General features: G+C 67.9%; 14 protein-coding genes. 2 read left to right on the top strand and 12 right to left on the bottom strand.

The features are described from left to right. Window positions 1-37 precede the first annotated feature (37 nt). The 7 genes from ACQPYH_RS21195 to ACQPYH_RS21165 all read right to left on the bottom strand — a co-directional run bounded on the left by ACQPYH_RS21195 (window position 38) and on the right by ACQPYH_RS21165 (window position 7,044). Window positions 38-1,291, bottom strand: coding sequence for an enolase C-terminal domain-like protein (locus ACQPYH_RS21195; protein ID WP_432893908.1), 1,254 nt, complete (start codon window positions 1,289-1,291; stop codon window positions 38-40). Continuing rightward, complete coding sequence (locus ACQPYH_RS21190; RefSeq protein ID WP_432893906.1) at window positions 1,291-2,166, bottom strand: NAD-dependent epimerase/dehydratase family protein; 876 nt, start codon at window positions 2,164-2,166, stop codon at window positions 1,291-1,293. Before ACQPYH_RS21190 ends, ACQPYH_RS21195 begins: the two co-directional genes overlap by 1 nt. 7 nt (window positions 2,167-2,173) lie before the next feature. Next, window positions 2,174-3,058 (bottom strand): carbohydrate ABC transporter permease, encoded by an 885-nt coding sequence (locus tag ACQPYH_RS21185; RefSeq protein WP_432893904.1) that lies wholly within the window; start codon window positions 3,056-3,058, stop codon window positions 2,174-2,176. Beyond that, a complete protein-coding gene (locus tag ACQPYH_RS21180; protein WP_432893902.1) occupies window positions 3,055-3,969 on the bottom strand; it encodes a carbohydrate ABC transporter permease in 915 nt (304 codons plus the stop codon). The genes ACQPYH_RS21185 and ACQPYH_RS21180 overlap by 4 nt, the downstream gene beginning before the upstream one ends. Window positions 3,970-3,972: 3 nt before the next feature. After that, the gene (locus ACQPYH_RS21175; protein WP_432893900.1) at window positions 3,973-5,364 is read right to left on the bottom strand and encodes an ABC transporter substrate-binding protein; all 1,392 of its coding nucleotides are present in this window, start codon (window positions 5,362-5,364) and stop codon (window positions 3,973-3,975) included. Between the two features lie 157 nt (window positions 5,365-5,521). Further along, on the bottom strand, window positions 5,522-6,577 hold the full coding sequence (locus tag ACQPYH_RS21170; protein WP_432893898.1) for a DUF4185 domain-containing protein: 1,056 nt from the start codon (window positions 6,575-6,577) through the stop codon (window positions 5,522-5,524). A gap of 68 nt (window positions 6,578-6,645) precedes the next feature. Then, entirely contained in the window at window positions 6,646-7,044 is a 399-nt protein-coding gene (locus tag ACQPYH_RS21165) for a MarR family winged helix-turn-helix transcriptional regulator (RefSeq protein ID WP_432893896.1), read from the bottom strand. An 85-nt stretch (window positions 7,045-7,129) separates the two neighbouring features. Between ACQPYH_RS21165 and ACQPYH_RS21160 the strand changes: the two genes are divergently transcribed. Then, window positions 7,130-8,059, top strand: coding sequence for a zinc-binding dehydrogenase (locus tag ACQPYH_RS21160; protein WP_432893895.1), 930 nt, complete (start codon window positions 7,130-7,132; stop codon window positions 8,057-8,059). On the opposite strand, the gene ACQPYH_RS21155 is transcribed toward ACQPYH_RS21160, so the two are convergent. Both ACQPYH_RS21155 and ACQPYH_RS21150 read right to left on the bottom strand, forming a co-directional pair. Then, a complete protein-coding gene (locus tag ACQPYH_RS21155; RefSeq protein ID WP_432893893.1) occupies window positions 8,048-8,866 on the bottom strand; it encodes a sulfurtransferase in 819 nt (272 codons plus the stop codon). The genes ACQPYH_RS21160 and ACQPYH_RS21155 overlap by 12 nt on opposite strands. Beyond that, complete coding sequence (locus ACQPYH_RS21150; RefSeq protein ID WP_432893891.1) at window positions 8,863-9,516, bottom strand: thymidine kinase; 654 nt, start codon at window positions 9,514-9,516, stop codon at window positions 8,863-8,865. Before ACQPYH_RS21150 ends, ACQPYH_RS21155 begins: the two co-directional genes overlap by 4 nt. Before the next feature lie 97 nt (window positions 9,517-9,613). Here ACQPYH_RS21150 and ACQPYH_RS21145 point away from each other — a divergent pair, with 97 nt between their 5' ends. Beyond that, window positions 9,614-11,257, top strand: a complete 1,644-nt coding sequence (locus ACQPYH_RS21145) for a S8 family peptidase (RefSeq protein WP_432893889.1) — start codon at window positions 9,614-9,616, stop codon at window positions 11,255-11,257. Window positions 11,258-11,260: 3 nt separating this feature from the next. Here the strand turns inward: ACQPYH_RS21145 and ACQPYH_RS21140 are convergent, their stop codons facing one another. Genes ACQPYH_RS21140 through ACQPYH_RS21130 form a run of 3 tightly spaced genes read right to left on the bottom strand, consistent with a single transcriptional unit; the run spans window position 11,261 to window position 14,699 of the window. Next, window positions 11,261-12,385 carry an alkaline phosphatase family protein gene (locus ACQPYH_RS21140; protein WP_432893887.1) on the bottom strand — a complete coding sequence of 375 codons (1,125 nt, stop codon included), beginning with the start codon at window positions 12,383-12,385 and terminating at the stop codon, window positions 11,261-11,263. Window positions 12,386-12,389: 4 nt separating this feature from the next. Beyond that, window positions 12,390-13,001 carry a DUF5998 family protein gene (locus tag ACQPYH_RS21135; protein ID WP_130448151.1) on the bottom strand — a complete coding sequence of 204 codons (612 nt, stop codon included), beginning with the start codon at window positions 12,999-13,001 and terminating at the stop codon, window positions 12,390-12,392. Between the two features lie 57 nt (window positions 13,002-13,058). Next, on the bottom strand, window positions 13,059-14,699 hold the full coding sequence (locus ACQPYH_RS21130) for an FtsX-like permease family protein (protein WP_432893885.1): 1,641 nt from the start codon (window positions 14,697-14,699) through the stop codon (window positions 13,059-13,061). Window positions 14,700-14,704 lie beyond the last annotated feature (5 nt).

Raw genomic sequence — 14,704 nt, 5'->3', positions numbered from 1 at the left:
CGCGATCGTACTGCCCACAGTGCTTGCCGAGGCGTGTTTACGGTGCTTCGAGCGCTCCGTCGATGCGTCGTACTCCCGCTGCCCACTCGTCGTGTCCGGACAGTTGCGCGGGATAACGAGCCGCCGCCTCCAGATCGAGGTCGATACCCCAGCCCGGCGCCTCGTTCGGACGCAGCCAGCCGTCCTCGATCCGCAGCGTCCCGGGGAACACCTCGTGGACGGCGTCGTCGTAGATGTGACCCTCTTGGATGCCGAAGGCAACAGAACTCACGTCGAGCGCGACGTTCGCCGCGGCCCCGATCGGCGAGGTGTCGCCCGGCCCGTGCCACGCCGTCCGTACGCCGGAGATCTCGGCCAGGTCCGCCAGCTTGCGCGCCGGAGTCAGACCGCCGATGTCCGAAACGTGCGATCGAATGAAGTCGACACCGCCGTCGCGGATCAGCCGGACAGCGTCGCCGAACGACGTCGTCAGCTCGCCGACAGCCAGCGGCACCGGCGAGGCGGCCCGCACCTCGGGCAGCCGGTCCCACAGCTCCGGCGCCAGCACGTCTTCGAGGAAGAACAGCCGGTGCGGCTCCAGCGCACGAGCCAGCAGCACCGCTTCCTTCGGCGTCAGCCGCGAATGTACGTCGTGCAGCAGCTCGATGTTGTCCGGCAACGCGTGCCGCGCCTCGGCGAACAGCTCCGGCGTCGTCCGCAGGTAGTCGCGCGCCGACCAGCCGTTGTGGTACGGCGAATCCGGGTAGAGCGTCGGCACCCGCGGAGCGCCGTACCCGCCGCCGCCCGGCGTGGACATCTGCAGCCGGATGTGGCGCCAGCCCTGCGCGATCAGCTTCTGCGCGTGCTCGAGGGTGTCCTCGATCGTCTTGCCGCTGGCGTGGATGTAGGTGTCCGCGGCGGCCCGGACCTTGCCGCCGAGCAGCTCGTACACCGGCATCCCGGCACGCTTGCCGGCGATGTCCCACAGCGCCTGGTCGATACCGGAGATCGCGTTGTTGGTGACCGGTCCGCCGCGCCAGTAACCGGAGTACCCGGCCAGTCGGGTCAGGTCGCCGATGTCACCCGGGTAGCGGCCGACGAGCAGCCGGGACAGGTGCTCGTCGACGAACGTCTGCACCGCCTTCCACCGCTGGGTGAACGTGGCGCAACCCAGCCCGTACAGGCCGGGTTCGGTGGTCTCGATCTTCACGACCACCAGCGGGATGCCTTGCGGCGCCGTGACGATCGCCTTCACCTCGCGGATCCGGAGGTCGTCGCGGACGGGCCACGGCTGGTCGAAGTTCGAAGGCATTAAAGCTCCAGAGGAAGAGTGGGTAGGTCGAGTTCGTGCTTGGCCCGGAAGCCGAGCACGGTCCGGATGGCGGTCAGGTCGATCGGCACCTCGCGGCCGACGAACCGCCGCGAGCGCGGCACGTCCGGCGCGAACGCGTCGAGCAGGTCCTCGGTCGCGTACGGCGCGGTGGTGGTGTCCGCGGCGACGAAGAACGTGTGGGCGCCTGACAGCGATGCCGTCAGCCCGAGCTCCACGGCGTACGCCGAGTCCCGGGTGTCCAGGTAGCTCCACGCCTCGCGTAGTCCGCTGACCGGCTTCACCCTGACATTCTCGGCCATCCGCTCCAGCACGTCCGGCGAGTTCACATGCGGGAACCGGAACGAGACCACGTCGATCCCCCACCGGCGCCACGCCATCCGCGCGGTGTTCTCGTCGTTCTGCTTGGACAGCGAGTACCAGTCGGCGACGTCGGTCGGCGCCTTCTCGTCCCACGGGAAGTACGGCTGCCGGATCTCGTGCGGGTTGAACGGGACGCCGGTCGCGTTGATGCTGCTCGCGATCACCGCCCGGTCGATGCCGAGCGCGCCGGCCTGCGCGAGCACGTTGAACGTCGACACGACATTGATCGAGTAGACGTCGTACGGCGTACCCGCGGAGGGATGCGGCAGCGCCGCCAGGTGGACGACGTACTCCGCACCCTCCAGCGCCCGGGCGACATCCGTTTCGGAGCGGGTGTCGCCGATCAGCACCCGGTCCGCCTTCAGGTCCGGGTGCTCGACGTTCGACAGGGCGGTCACCTTCGCACCCAGGTCGTTCAGGTGCTCGACCGTGACCAGCCCTATCCGGCCGGCGGCCCCCGTGACCAGCACGCGCCGGCCGTTCAGTTCACTCACGCTGGCCTCACTCCTTGATACCTCCCGCCATTCCCACACCACGCAGGAATTGTTTCTGGAACAACAAGAACAGCACCACAGGTATCAGAACCGCGAGGAACAGCGCGCTCATCTGCAGCGAGATCTCTGTGGTCTTGGCCACCCGAGGCAGCGCTACGGAGATCGGTTGCAGCGTCGGGTCCGGCAGCACGAGCAGCGGCCAGAGGTACTCCTTCCACGAACCGATCACGGTCAGCAGCGCGACGACGCCGACGATCGGCTTCGACAGCGGCAGGATCAGCGCCGTGAACAACCGCAGGTTGCTCGCGCCGTCGATCCGGGCCGCCTCGATCAGCTCCCGCGGGATCGAGTCGAAGTACCGCTTCATGATCAGGACGTTGAACGCGCTCGCCGCCGACGGGAGCCAGACCGCCCAGAACGTGTTCTGCAGGCTGATGTGGAGCAGCGGCATGTCCAGCACGGTCATGTAGAGCGGGACGAGCGAGATGACGCCGGGAAGGAACAGCGTGGCGAGGACGGCGCCGGTGATGATCGGGCCCCACTTCGGCCGCAGGATGCTCAGCACGAACGCTCCCGTCGTACACACGAACAGCGTCGAGATCATCGAGCCGATCGCGATGAACGCCGTGTTGCCCAGGTACGCGCCGATCTGCACGCGGTTCCAGGCGTCGGGGATGTTCTTCAGCTGGATGCCCGACGGCCACAGCTGCATCGGGCCGCTGAGGATGTCCTGGCTGGTGGAGACGCCGGACTTCAGCAGCCAGAGCAGCGGGCCGACGCCGGCGACCAGGACGCCGAGGAAGATGACCACCTGGATCGCCGGCAGGCCGTAGCGGATCAGGCCGCGCTGCCGATCGGCCGTCGAGATGATTCCGCGCTCGGAAATGCTCATGTCGTACTCCAGCGGCGAGTGACGAAGTGGTAGACGACCGAGAGCACGCACAGCACCCCGGCGAGCAGCACGCTCAGCGCCGTCGCGGCGCCGAAGTCGCCGTTGATGAACGCGTACCGGTAGATCAGCAGCAGGACCGTCAGCGTGGCGTTGTTCGGACCGCCGCCGGTGAACAGGAACGGTTCGGTGAACACCTGGAACGTCCCGATCAGCTGCAGCAGCATCATGATCAGGATGATTCCGCGGATCTGCGGCAACGTGACGTGCCAGACCCGGCTCCAGATCCCCGCCCCGTCCAGCTCGGCGGCCTCATACAACTCCGTGCGTACGCCGGTCAGCGCGGCCAGGTAGATGATCGAGGTGGCGCCCGCGCCGGCCCAGGTCGCCTCGAGCACGATCGCAGGCATCGCCAGGGTCTGCGAGTTCAGCCAGGCGAACGGCCCGATCCCGAACCAGCCGAGGATCGAGTTGAAGACGCCGGCCCCACTCGGGTCGTAGAAGAACGTCCAGAGCAGGATCGCGGCCACCGGCGGTACGACGGCCGGCAGGTACGACAGCACGTTGTACAGCCAGCCGGTCTTACGCAGCTCGCTGATGAAGACAGCCAGGAACAGCGGCACCGGGAATCCGAAGATCAGCGCCAGGAGGGCGAAGTACAGCGTGTTGAGCGCCGCCTGCGGGAGCTGCGGATCGGTCAGTACGTAGCTGAAGTTCGACCACCCGACCCATTCGGCCGGGGCCACCAGGTTGTTCTTCTGGAAGCTGAGCACCAGCCCGCGGACGATCGGGCCCCAGGAGAAGTACAGGAAGATCAGCACCAGGGGCAGGGCGAAGAAGATACTGCTGAGCCCGCCGGAGCGGTACCAGGTGGTAACGCTCCGGCTCGACTTCTGGGTTCTTTGCTGGAACATGGGCTACCGCGCCAGACGCGCGTCGATCTTCGAGGCGGCATCGCTGACCAGCTTGTCGATGTCCGCGTCCTTCTTGGTGAGCACCTGCTGGACCACCGGGTCGAGCATCGAGTAGACCTCCTGGCCCTTGTTCGACGGCTCGGGCAGCAGCTTCAGCGACGTGGTCGAGTCGATGTAGCCCTGGAACTGCTTGACCGGGACGTTCACGTACGGCTCACGCCACTTGTTGAACTGGTCGTACGTCGCCTGGCTCAGCGGGGTGATGCCGGGACGGCCGACGAAGCCCTTGTCCGCGATCGTGGTCTTCGCGTCCTGTACCGCGACCGACTCGGTCGTGTACTTGTCGAACTGGTCGAACTTGATCCACTTCAGCGCCGCGACGACCTCGGCTTTGGTCGCCTTCGGGCTGATCATCTTCAGCGAGCCGCCGGTCAGCGTGCCGTACGGGCCGCCGTCCTGCGGCAGGGCACCCTCACCGAAGTCGGCGGGCTTCATGCCGAACTGCTTCACGCTCATGTCGTACGCGTCCGGCGCCTGCATGACCATGCCGATCTTGCCGGCCGCGAAGTCCTGCCGGACCTCCTCCTGGTTGTACAGGAACCGGCTGCCCATCGAGTTGTCGGTCCAGCGCATGTCCTTCAGCAGCTGCAGCGCCTTCTTGGTCGGCGCGTCGTTGAAGCTCGACTTCTTGCCGTCCTGGCTCTCGACCGTGCCGCCCATGCTGTAGGTCATCGTGGTCAGCATCCAGCCACCGGTGTTGTTGGTGGTCAGCTGCGCGTAGCCGGCCTTGCCGGTCTTGTCGTGGATCTGCTTGGCGTACTGCCGGACCTCGTCCCAGGTCGTCGGCGGCTTGTCCGGGTCCAGACCGGCCTGCTTGAACAGGTTGCGGTTGTAGGCCAGGCCGACCGAGAACACGTCGATCGGTACGCCGTAGATCCGGCCGTTGGCGTCCTGGACGATCTTCAGGACGTTCGGGTTCAGGTCCTTGGTCAGGTCGACCAGCTTCAGCTCGTCGGTGATGTCCGGGAGCTGCTTGTTCGGGATCATGTTGGCCGGCTCGGTGAAGCTGATGTTCATCACCGTCGGCAGCGTGCCGCCGGCCACCTGGGCCTGGAAGGTCTGCGCCTGCCAGGCGGTCTCGGTCGACTTCACCGTGATGTTCGGGTTCTTCGCCATGAAGTCTTTGACCTTCTGGTCGAAGGCCTTGATGTCGTTCGGCTTGTCCGGGGTCGGGCGGTCCCCGATCGTGATCGTGACCGGCGCGTTCTGGTCGACGTCGCCGCCGCCCCCGCCGGACGCCGACGGCGTCGTGCCCTTCGCACAGCCGGCCGCGAGCATCAGCCCCGCCACACCGAGGGCAGTCCCAAACCGGCCCCACCTGCTCACACTCGTCATCGGAACTCCTCAGGTTTCCGGATGCCGCCGATGTGCTCTGAGCCACACACCGGCCAGGTCCCGAGTAAGTTAAACCAAGCGTGTTACTAACTCAAGCCCTAGACCACCCTTCATGCGATAACGCTTGCGCAACGGGCGCCCGAGGCGAGGACGAGCTCTAGCCGAAGCCGCGGACGCGGAACTGCATGACGCGGTAGGGCCAGCCGTTGGCGGTGTTCCATTGGCTGACGGACAGGTGCAGGTCGGACAAGGTGGATCCGGGGATGACGTAGCCGCCGTACAGCTGGGCGACGTGGTTGTCATCTTCGGAGCCCCAGTTGCCGCCGTAGATCAGGGTCTGGCGGTACGCCGTGTAGAGGTTCGACGTCGGCGTGTCCATGATGATGCCGTCGATGCGGTAGTCGCCGGCGTTGAACCAGGTCAGGACCCACTTGCCGCCGAGCGGACGCAGGCTCATCTCGCCGAAGCTCCCGGTCAGGATCGGTGTCGCCGGGTTGCCCCAGGCCCACACCCCGTCACGGTGCCCCCACGGCTCGTACGCCGCCGGGTTCGCGATCTGCTCGGCGCGGACGCGCTTCAGGATGATCGGCTTGTCACGCTGGAATCCGGTCGAGTAGACGTACACGTACCCGTCGTTCCCGAGCCCCCACGTCAGCAGCTGGAACAGCCCGCCGTCGATGTTCGGGTCGAACTTCGCGCCGGTGTGGTACCAGCTCGCGCCCGAGTCGTCCGACCGCCAGATCTCGGTCCACACCACATTGCCGAGCCCCTTGTTCACCATTGCGTGCAGGTACATCGACCCGCCGATCGTGATCACATCCGACGGCAGCACGGTCGAGAACGTCGGGTTGTCGTGCGGGTAGTCCCACAACTGCTGCGCTGCGTCTCCCCCGACGGCGCCCGACCATTGCACGCCGCCGTTCAGGTCCGTCGTCGTCGACCACAGCGCGACCGGTGACCGCCACCATCCCCCGCCGACAGCCGGCTGCTCGAACGTGTCGCCGAACATGAACAGCAGCCGCCCGTCCGGCGTGCGCGCCGGAATGCCGAGGTCGGTCGCCGCCATCCGGAACCGGTCGGTCAGACCCGGCCCGGTCAGGTCGGCCACCTTGTTCGTCAGCACGGCCTGGGTGCTCGAGAAGGCTCTGGACGGTACGGCGGCGAGTACGCCGGCACCGAGCGCGGCGCGGAGGAACGTGGATCGCTTCATCATCGCTGTCTCCAGGGGCGGTTGGAGGATGGGAAATCGATTTCTGACTCTCCAGCAGCAGCGCGTCTATGTCAAGGGTTGACCAGCACGGACGCCAGCTGGGTGAACTGCTTCCGCTGGGTCGCGTTCAGCGCCTTGGTCAGCTCGGTGATCCGGCGGGTGATCTGCAGTTCGCCCTGTTCGGCCAGGCGACGGCCGGCCGGCGTCAGTGCCACGAGTACGCCGCGACCGTCGTGCGGCGATGGTGTGCGCTGGACCAGGCCGCGCTTCTCCGCACGCGAGACCAGGCCGGTGATCGAGGACTTGTCGAGGCCGAGGTGCTGGCCGAGCTCGAGCATGCCGGGCTGCCGGTCGCGGAGGATCCCGAGCAGCCGGATCTGGATGATCGACAGGTCGTGCTCAGCGCCGACCGCGGCGAGGATCCGCTGGATCTGGAACGACAGCTGCACGAGGGCATCCACGGTATTCATGCTCCGAAGTCTAGTTGACGTGGTACGTGGCACAAACTATCGTCGTACAGTAGTACGCGAGACAAACTACTTTCTGAGGTGCTGGATGTACGCAGCCGTGGTGCGGTCGTTCGACGAGCCGCCGACGTACGACGTGTTCGCCGAACCGACCGGGCCCGACGTCGTCGAGGTCCTCGATGTCATTGCCGCCGGCCTCCATCCGCGGGTGCGATCGGCGGCGAACGGGACCCACTACACGTCGGAGGGCTCGCTGCCGATGGTCCCCGGTATCGACGGAGTCGCACGGACGGCAGACGGTCAGTTGCTGTACTTCGTTGCCGACGACAACGCGGTCGGCACGATGGCGCAGCGGACCGCCGTGGATCGCCGGCGTGCGGTCGTACTGCCTGGGGGCACCGATCCGGTGGCGGCCGCGGCCGGGATGAATCCGGCGATGTCGTCATGGATCGCGCTCCGGCGCCGCGCCCACTTCCACGGCGGATCTGTCCTGATCCTCGGCGCGACCGGGAACGCGGGACAACTCGCCGTACAGATCGCCAAGCACCTCGGCGCGTCCGAAGTGATCGGCGCAGGCCGCGACCCTGAACGGCTGAAACTGCTCACGTCGCTCGGAGCAGACGAAGCGGTCACGCTCGATGCAGTCGCCGAGACCGCCGCCGAGGTCGACGTGGTCCTCGACTATCTCTGGGGAGAGCCGACCGAGCAGGCGATGTCCGCCATCCTTCACGCGCGCTCCGACCGAGCCCAACCGCTGACTTGGATCCAGATCGGCTCGATGGCCGCGCGTGAGCTGACGCTCCCGTCCTACCTGCTGAGGGCCGCCGCGCTGACGATCATCGGCAGCGGCCAAGGCTCGGTCTCCGGCCGCGACATCCTCGCCGAACTGCCCGAGCTGGCCGCCCTCATCACGTCAGGAACGCTCGCGATCAACCCACGTGCGGTCCCGCTCGCAGATGTGCAGCAGGCGTGGACCACGCAGGCAGCACCCGGCGAGCGCGTCGTACTAGTCCCCTGATCCGGTGGCTACCGGGCGGGTCGGATCGGTGATCCATTCGGACCACGAGCCGATGTACACCTTCGAAGGCAGACCGGCCGATTCAAGAGCCAGGGCTTCGTGAGCGGCGGTCACGCCGGAGCCGCAGTAGACAGCGCTGTCGGCGTCCGGGGTGACGCCGAGTTTCTCGAAGCGGGCCCGGAGGTCGGCGGCTGCCAGGAAGTGGCCGGTCTCGTCGACGTTCGCCGTCGTCGGAGCGTTAGTGGCGCCGGGGATGTGGCCGGCCACCGGGTCCATGGGCTCGACCTCACCGGCGAAGCGCTCCGGAGCGCGGGCGTCCAGCAGGATGCCCTTCGCGGCGACCTCGGCCGCACCGTCGGCGTCGAGGACGGGCAAGTGGCCGGGAGTTGCGGTGAGCGTGCCGGCTCCGTCGGCGGGTGCCTCCACCGCGACCTCTCCACCGGCGGCCTTCCAGGCGGCGAGTCCGCCGTCGAGGACACGGACATCGGTCAACCCGAAGTACCGGAAAACCCACCACGCGCGGGCGGCGGACATGGAGTTGGCGGCGTCGTACACGACGACCGGAGTGTCAGCAGACGTGATACCGAGGCGCTGGAACGTCGCGGTGACGGTGGTTGCGTCAGGCAACGGGTGGCGGCCGGGACCGGGCGGGCCGGCGAGCTCGGTCTCGAGGTCGACGAAGTACGCGCCGGGTAGGTGACCGGCGTCGTACGCCTCCTTGCCGGGCGGACCGGCGAGGTTCCACGTCACGTCCGCGAGCACAGGCGACAGCGCGCGCAGTTCGTCAACGGTGATCAACGGGCTCATGAAGCAGCTCCTCCGAACGGCAGGACCTCTGGGGACAGGGTGGCGCGGGCGCGGGCCTGGGTGAGTCGGCGGCGGTGGTGCCGGCGGCACAGCACCTCGTATGCCGGCTCAAGGTCGCGGGTCACCATGTCACCCACCACCAGCTGCTCGCCCTCGGTCACCATCTCCCCACCGATCGTACGGGCGTTGTGGGTGGCCCGTTCACCGCACCAGCACAAGGCCTCGACCTGGAGCAGTTCCATCCGGTCGGCGAGCTCGACCAACCGGGCCGAGCCCGGGAACAGCGTCGCCCGGAAGTCGGTCAGGATCCCGAAACAGAACACGTCGATCTGCAGCTCGTCGACCAGCCGCGCCAGCTGCTCGATCTGCAGCGCGCTGTAGAACTGCGCCTCGTCGCACACCGCGTAGTCGATCCGTCCGCCCTGGGTGAGCTCGTTGACGACGTAGTCCCAGAAGTCGAACTCGGCCCGCACCTCGACCGCCTCCGCGGACAGGCCGAGCCGGGACGAGAGCACCGACTCCCCTGCGCGGTCGTGGCTGGTGAAGATCCGGCCGAGCCGTCCTCGCGCCTTGTGGTTGTGATCCATCTGGAGGGCCAGCGTCGACTTGCCGCAGTCCATGGTCCCGGTGAAATAGAGGAGCTCAGCCACGGGCGATCATCCTGCCAAGTCAAGGGTTCGCACCGCACGTCGGGGTGTGTCGTTCGGTGCGGCTTGGTTCTGAGCCCCAGTGCGGTTTGAATGGATCGTGCGCAAAGCTCTGCTCCTCATCCTCGCGGCCTGTCTCACGGTCGCCACCGCCGCTCTGCCGGCCAGTGCGACGCCGGTCCGGGCCGAGGCGGGGCTGCGTGCGTACTTCGTGATCACCGAACCGAACCAGACCGGAAAGGTCACCGGAGCCGTCACGCAGAACGGCGGCACGGTCTACGCGACGTACGACGCCATCGGCGTGATCGTGGCGCACTCGACGGCCTCCGACTTCATCAACAAGATGCGCGACGTCGCCGGTGTCCAGAAGGCCGGAGCGACGCGTACGACGGACCTCCCGGCCGATGTCGACAACCCGGCGATCCCGTCCGCGGTCCCGGAGACGGCGACGACCGCTCCGGAGACGGATCGCTCCGACATGACGCAGATCGGCGCCGACCGCGCCTGGCAGAAGAACCAGGGCTCGAAGAACGTGACTGTCGGCGTACTCGACACCGGCGTGGACGACCAGCACCCGGATCTGAAGGCGAACTTCGACGCGTCGAAGTCGGCGTCCTGCGCGTACGGCAAGGCCGACACCCGGCCGGGTGCGTGGCGTCCGGTCGGTGAGCACGGCACGCATGTCGCCGGCACGATCGCCGGCGCGAAGAACGGCGTCGGCATGATCGGCGTCGCTCCTGGCGTGAAGGTCTCGTCGATCCGGATCGCAGAGGCGGGCAACCAGTTGTTCTTCCCGGAGGACACGGTGTGCGCGTTCATGTTCGCCGCCGACAAGGGTGTCTCGGTGACGAACAACAGCTACTACGTCGACCCGTGGCTGTTCCTGTGCCCGAGCGACAAGGACCAGGACGCGATCGCCGAGGCAGTACGCCGGGCCGTCGCGTACTCGGACAGCAAGGGCGTCGTGAACGTGGCCGCGGCGGGCAACGAGGACTACGACCTGGCGAACAAGTCCGGCGACGACTCGAGCCCGGACGACTCGACCGCCGCGCCGCGGACCGTCACGAACGACTGCATCAGCCTGCCGACGGAGCTGCCGGGCGTGGTCGTCGTGGGTTCTGTCGACCCGACCAGCGTCAAGTCGCAGTTCTCGAACTTCGGCGTGAACAAGATCAACCTGGCCGCCCCGGGCGAGGACGTGTACTCGACGGTGCCGGGCGGCGGCTACAAGATCCTCGAGGGTACGTCGATGGCGTCGCCGCACGTCGCCGGCGTCGCGGCCCTGCTCCGAAGCGCCGACCCCAAGCTGACGGTCGCCGAGGTACGCGCTCGACTCGCCCAGCAGGCCAACGACCTCGCCTGTCCGCCCGGTGCGACCGGCGAATGCGTCGGTCCGACAGCCAACAACTCGTTCTACGGTGAGGGTCTCGTCGACGCCGCCGAGGCGGTCGGCGCCGCGCCCGCGCAACCGCAGGGCGCGATCGCCATCACCGAACCGGGCGAGCAGATCGGCGTCGGCGGCATCCCCGCGATCCCGCTGCTGATGAAGGGCACCGGCGGCTCGGGCGACATCAGCTACACCGCCGCCGGCCTGCCGCCCGGCCTGTCCATCGACCCCGAACGCGGCTGGATCACCGGCGTGCTGACGCCCGGCTCGGGTCGCTACAAGGTCACCGTGATCGCCCGTGACGGCGAAGCCAAGACCGCCCAGACGAGCTTCTACTGGGACGTCTGGAGCTTCTAGCGTCTACTGTGCGGCGTCGACGAGCAGCGGGATCTCCATCTCGTCGGCGGTCAGCGAGCCGTGCAGACCGATGAGGTTCGCCTCTTGGGCATGCCGACGGGATGCGACGAGCGCGACCGGACCCAGCGACGCGACGATGACGTCGCCGAGACGCGGCGCCACCCGATCCTCGACCGGCCCGAACCACCCGCGCGCGATGGCATCCGACCGCGACAAAACCAAAGCCTTGTCGCCGAGCCGTTCGCTATAGGTCGCGATGACATCGCGCTCGGCCCCGGGAACGCAGTACAGGTGGCGGAAGCGGGACTCACCGCCGACGACGCGTACGCCGTCGGTCAGCGCCGGCTCGAGGTCGATATCCACGCGCTGCTCGGGCGCGATGTCGATCATCCCGTGATCAGCAACGACGAGCAGTACGGCGTCTCGCGGGAGGGCCGAGCGAACCTGCAAAGCGAAGTCGTCAGCCGCAGACAGTTCCTTCTGCCACTGCCACGAGTCGCAGCCCTGCTGATGGCCGATGTAGTCGAGCTGTGAGTCGTACACATAGACCAGCGACGACTTGCCCTCCCGACTCGCGAATCGGGTCGCGTCCAACCGATCCTCAACGGTGTCCGCGCCGCGGTGCGCACTCCCCCGGAAAGCGGCTGCCGTCAGACCGGACGAGTCGAACCGCGCCTTGCTCACGTTGCGAGTCGCGACGCCGGCGGCGGCTGCACGATCGAAGACCGTGCCGTGCGGTTGCCAGCGTCGCGGGTCGACCGGTGCGTCCCAGGCCAGGGCGTTCAGCAGGTCGCCGGTCTCCGGGACGATCGACGTGTAGCCGACGATGCCGTGCGCGCCCGGCGGCAACCCCGTGCCGAGGCTGGTCAGGCTCACCGCGGTCGTCGACGGCACACCGGCAGTCAGGCTCCGGCTCGCCGGGATGAGTGAGGACAGGTACGGCGCGGCCTCGGCGTACCGCTGGAGCAGATTCCACCCCAGGCCGTCGAGGAGCAGCACTGCGTACCGCGAGGCGGCGGGCAGGCCGAGGACATTCGTCTCCCCCGGCACCGACAGCGCACCGGCCACCGACGGCAGTACGTCGGCGAGCGATCCGCCGCCGTACTGCGGGGACACCGGGACGATCACGGCGCTACCTGGTGGTCGCGAAGGACAGTGCCTTGGCGAACTCGAGCACCTGCTGGATCCCGGCCGGACCGTCGGCCGCGGCGCTGATCCGCAGCGAGATGTCGTCGGCCGCGACCGACCCGGTGTACCCGTGGTCGGCTTCGCAGTTCGGGTCGGCGCAGACGGCCGGCTCGAGGTCGATCCGGTTGACCATGCCCCAGCCGATCGTCAGCACGACCTCACCCGCGCCGGCCACCGCCGGGTCGGCCTTGCCGGAGGCGTAGCCGGCCGGGTTCGGGACGACGCGGTTCACGACGACGGCGTTCACCCGGTGCAGCGGGATCGCCTCGGTCGAGGTCGAAGCGTACGGCGCGCGGATCAGTTCGTCGGCGGCGTGTTCGTCGGTGTGGCCGACGATCAGCCGGCTCGGGGTCAGCGCCAGGATCGTGATGTGCCGCCGGACCTCGTCCCGGTCGAACGTCGGCTCGTGCTGCAGCACATACGCCCGGATCGGCTCGCCGGCGATCGCCACCTCGAGCGAATCCGTCACCACGTCGGGGTAGTAGCCGCACCGATCGATCGCCTCGCGCAGGTCTGCGGATGCGTCCGCGAGCTCCGGTGTATTCAGGTCACGCATGCCCTCATCCTTGCACGATCGCGAGCCCGAGCGTTCGACCCTTGTGGACAACCACGCTCAGTTCGCACTCGCCTTCCGCAGTACCGGTGCACCGGCCGCGCCCGCGACCGCGACGAGGATCAGCCCGGCCACGACCTGCCCGATCAGCAGCAGTACGCCGGAACTGCCTTGCGTGATGACCTTGCCGCCGCTCAGCGCCAGCCCGCACAGCGCGCCGAACCCGACGACAGGCAGTCCGACCCCGATCACCGGCACGACGGCGGCTACCCGCGCCGACCGCTCGATCACCTTCAGGGGTACGCCGGACCGCCGCAGCGCTCGCGCTGGAGCCGCCTGGTCGAGCGCAGTACCGACCGCACCGGCTGCGGTCGACGCTGCAACAGTCAGGAAGACCAGAGAAAGCAGAAGAGCCACACCGATCCGCATGTCGTGGAAGCTCGGGTCGTCGTCACCGGGCGGCATGAACACCGAGATGAAGCCGGTGACGAAGCCCGACAACACCAGCGCCGCCACCGGTCGGAAAGCGCCCTTCGGGTCGTCGACAAGCCTGCGACCTGCCAGCAACGTCACCGGTCCGTTTGCCAGGTTCGCCATCGTCTTGCCGACCACCTGTACCGCGAACGGGCCGATGATGCGTACGGCGAGCGCGGCGAACCCGACTCCGATCAGCAAGGGCAATAGGGCTGCCTGCATGCCGTAGTACGCCAGGATCAGCGGACCGATCACCAGCAGGCCGATGCGCAGCACGCTGACGCCCTTACGAGTCTGGCCGCGGACAACGCCCAGCGGGGTGATGCTGACGCGGCCCAGGCCGATCAGTGCGCTCACCACAGACAAGACGGGCACGGCGACCAGCACGACGAGGACCGTCCACCAGTTGACGGTGATGTCGCCGACGTACCAGCGTCCGCCGCCGAGCGGGATGCGGGCGATCAGTGGGCTGAGGATCGTGTAGCCGACCAGTCCGACCACTGCACCGGCCAGAGCGAGGACAGCTTGCTCCACCGCGCTCAGCCAGAGGACCTGCGTTCGCGTGGCGCCGGCGAGGCGTAGCGCGGCCAGTCTGTGTTCGCGGCGCTTGGCTGCGACACCGGCTGCCTGGCCGACGAGGCTGAGGATCGGGAACAGCACCAGGGTGATGCCGAAGGCCACTGCGATCAGCAGGCCGAGCATGCGGCTGTCCCACACCTTCTCGTGCCAGCTACTCACGTACTGCGGGTGCTCGTCGGCCGGGATCGTTTGGACGCCGCGGATGACGATGAACTCCTCTGGCGAGGACAGTCCCTTCGCGCTGATCACACCGGTCGGCTGCGCGACGCCGTACTTCGTGCTGAGGCTGGACCAGTGCTTGGCGACCTCCGGCGAGACGAAGACTTCGCCGGGCTTGGGAGTGTGGTCGAGGCCGGGCGGTGGCGGGAGTTCGTTGGGCTTGAGCGTCGCCAGGTCGAGGACGGACATCCGGTGGCCGTCAACGCGCTGGTCGTCGTCGAGATTCAGCGCACCGATAGCGGTCGCCGGATCGGCCTTGTCCGCACTTCGCCAGCCGATCCGCTCCGACCGGTGCGACAGTCCGAGTGAGCCCGCGATCAGGAAGGTCACCAGCAACGCGACGACTGCGGTCGCTCCGAGCGCGGCGAGGTTGGCAGCTCGCCCGCCCGGCCCGGGACGACGTACGAAGCGCAGACCGAGATCAGTCATCGGAT

Origin of the sequence: Kribbella sp. CA-245084, assembly GCF_050942355.1 — a bacterium.
In the GTDB taxonomy this organism is placed as follows: domain Bacteria; phylum Actinomycetota; class Actinomycetes; order Propionibacteriales; family Kribbellaceae; genus Kribbella.
The sequence above is the reverse complement of the archived record's forward strand: the minus strand, read 5'-3'. Positions and strand labels throughout refer to the sequence as shown.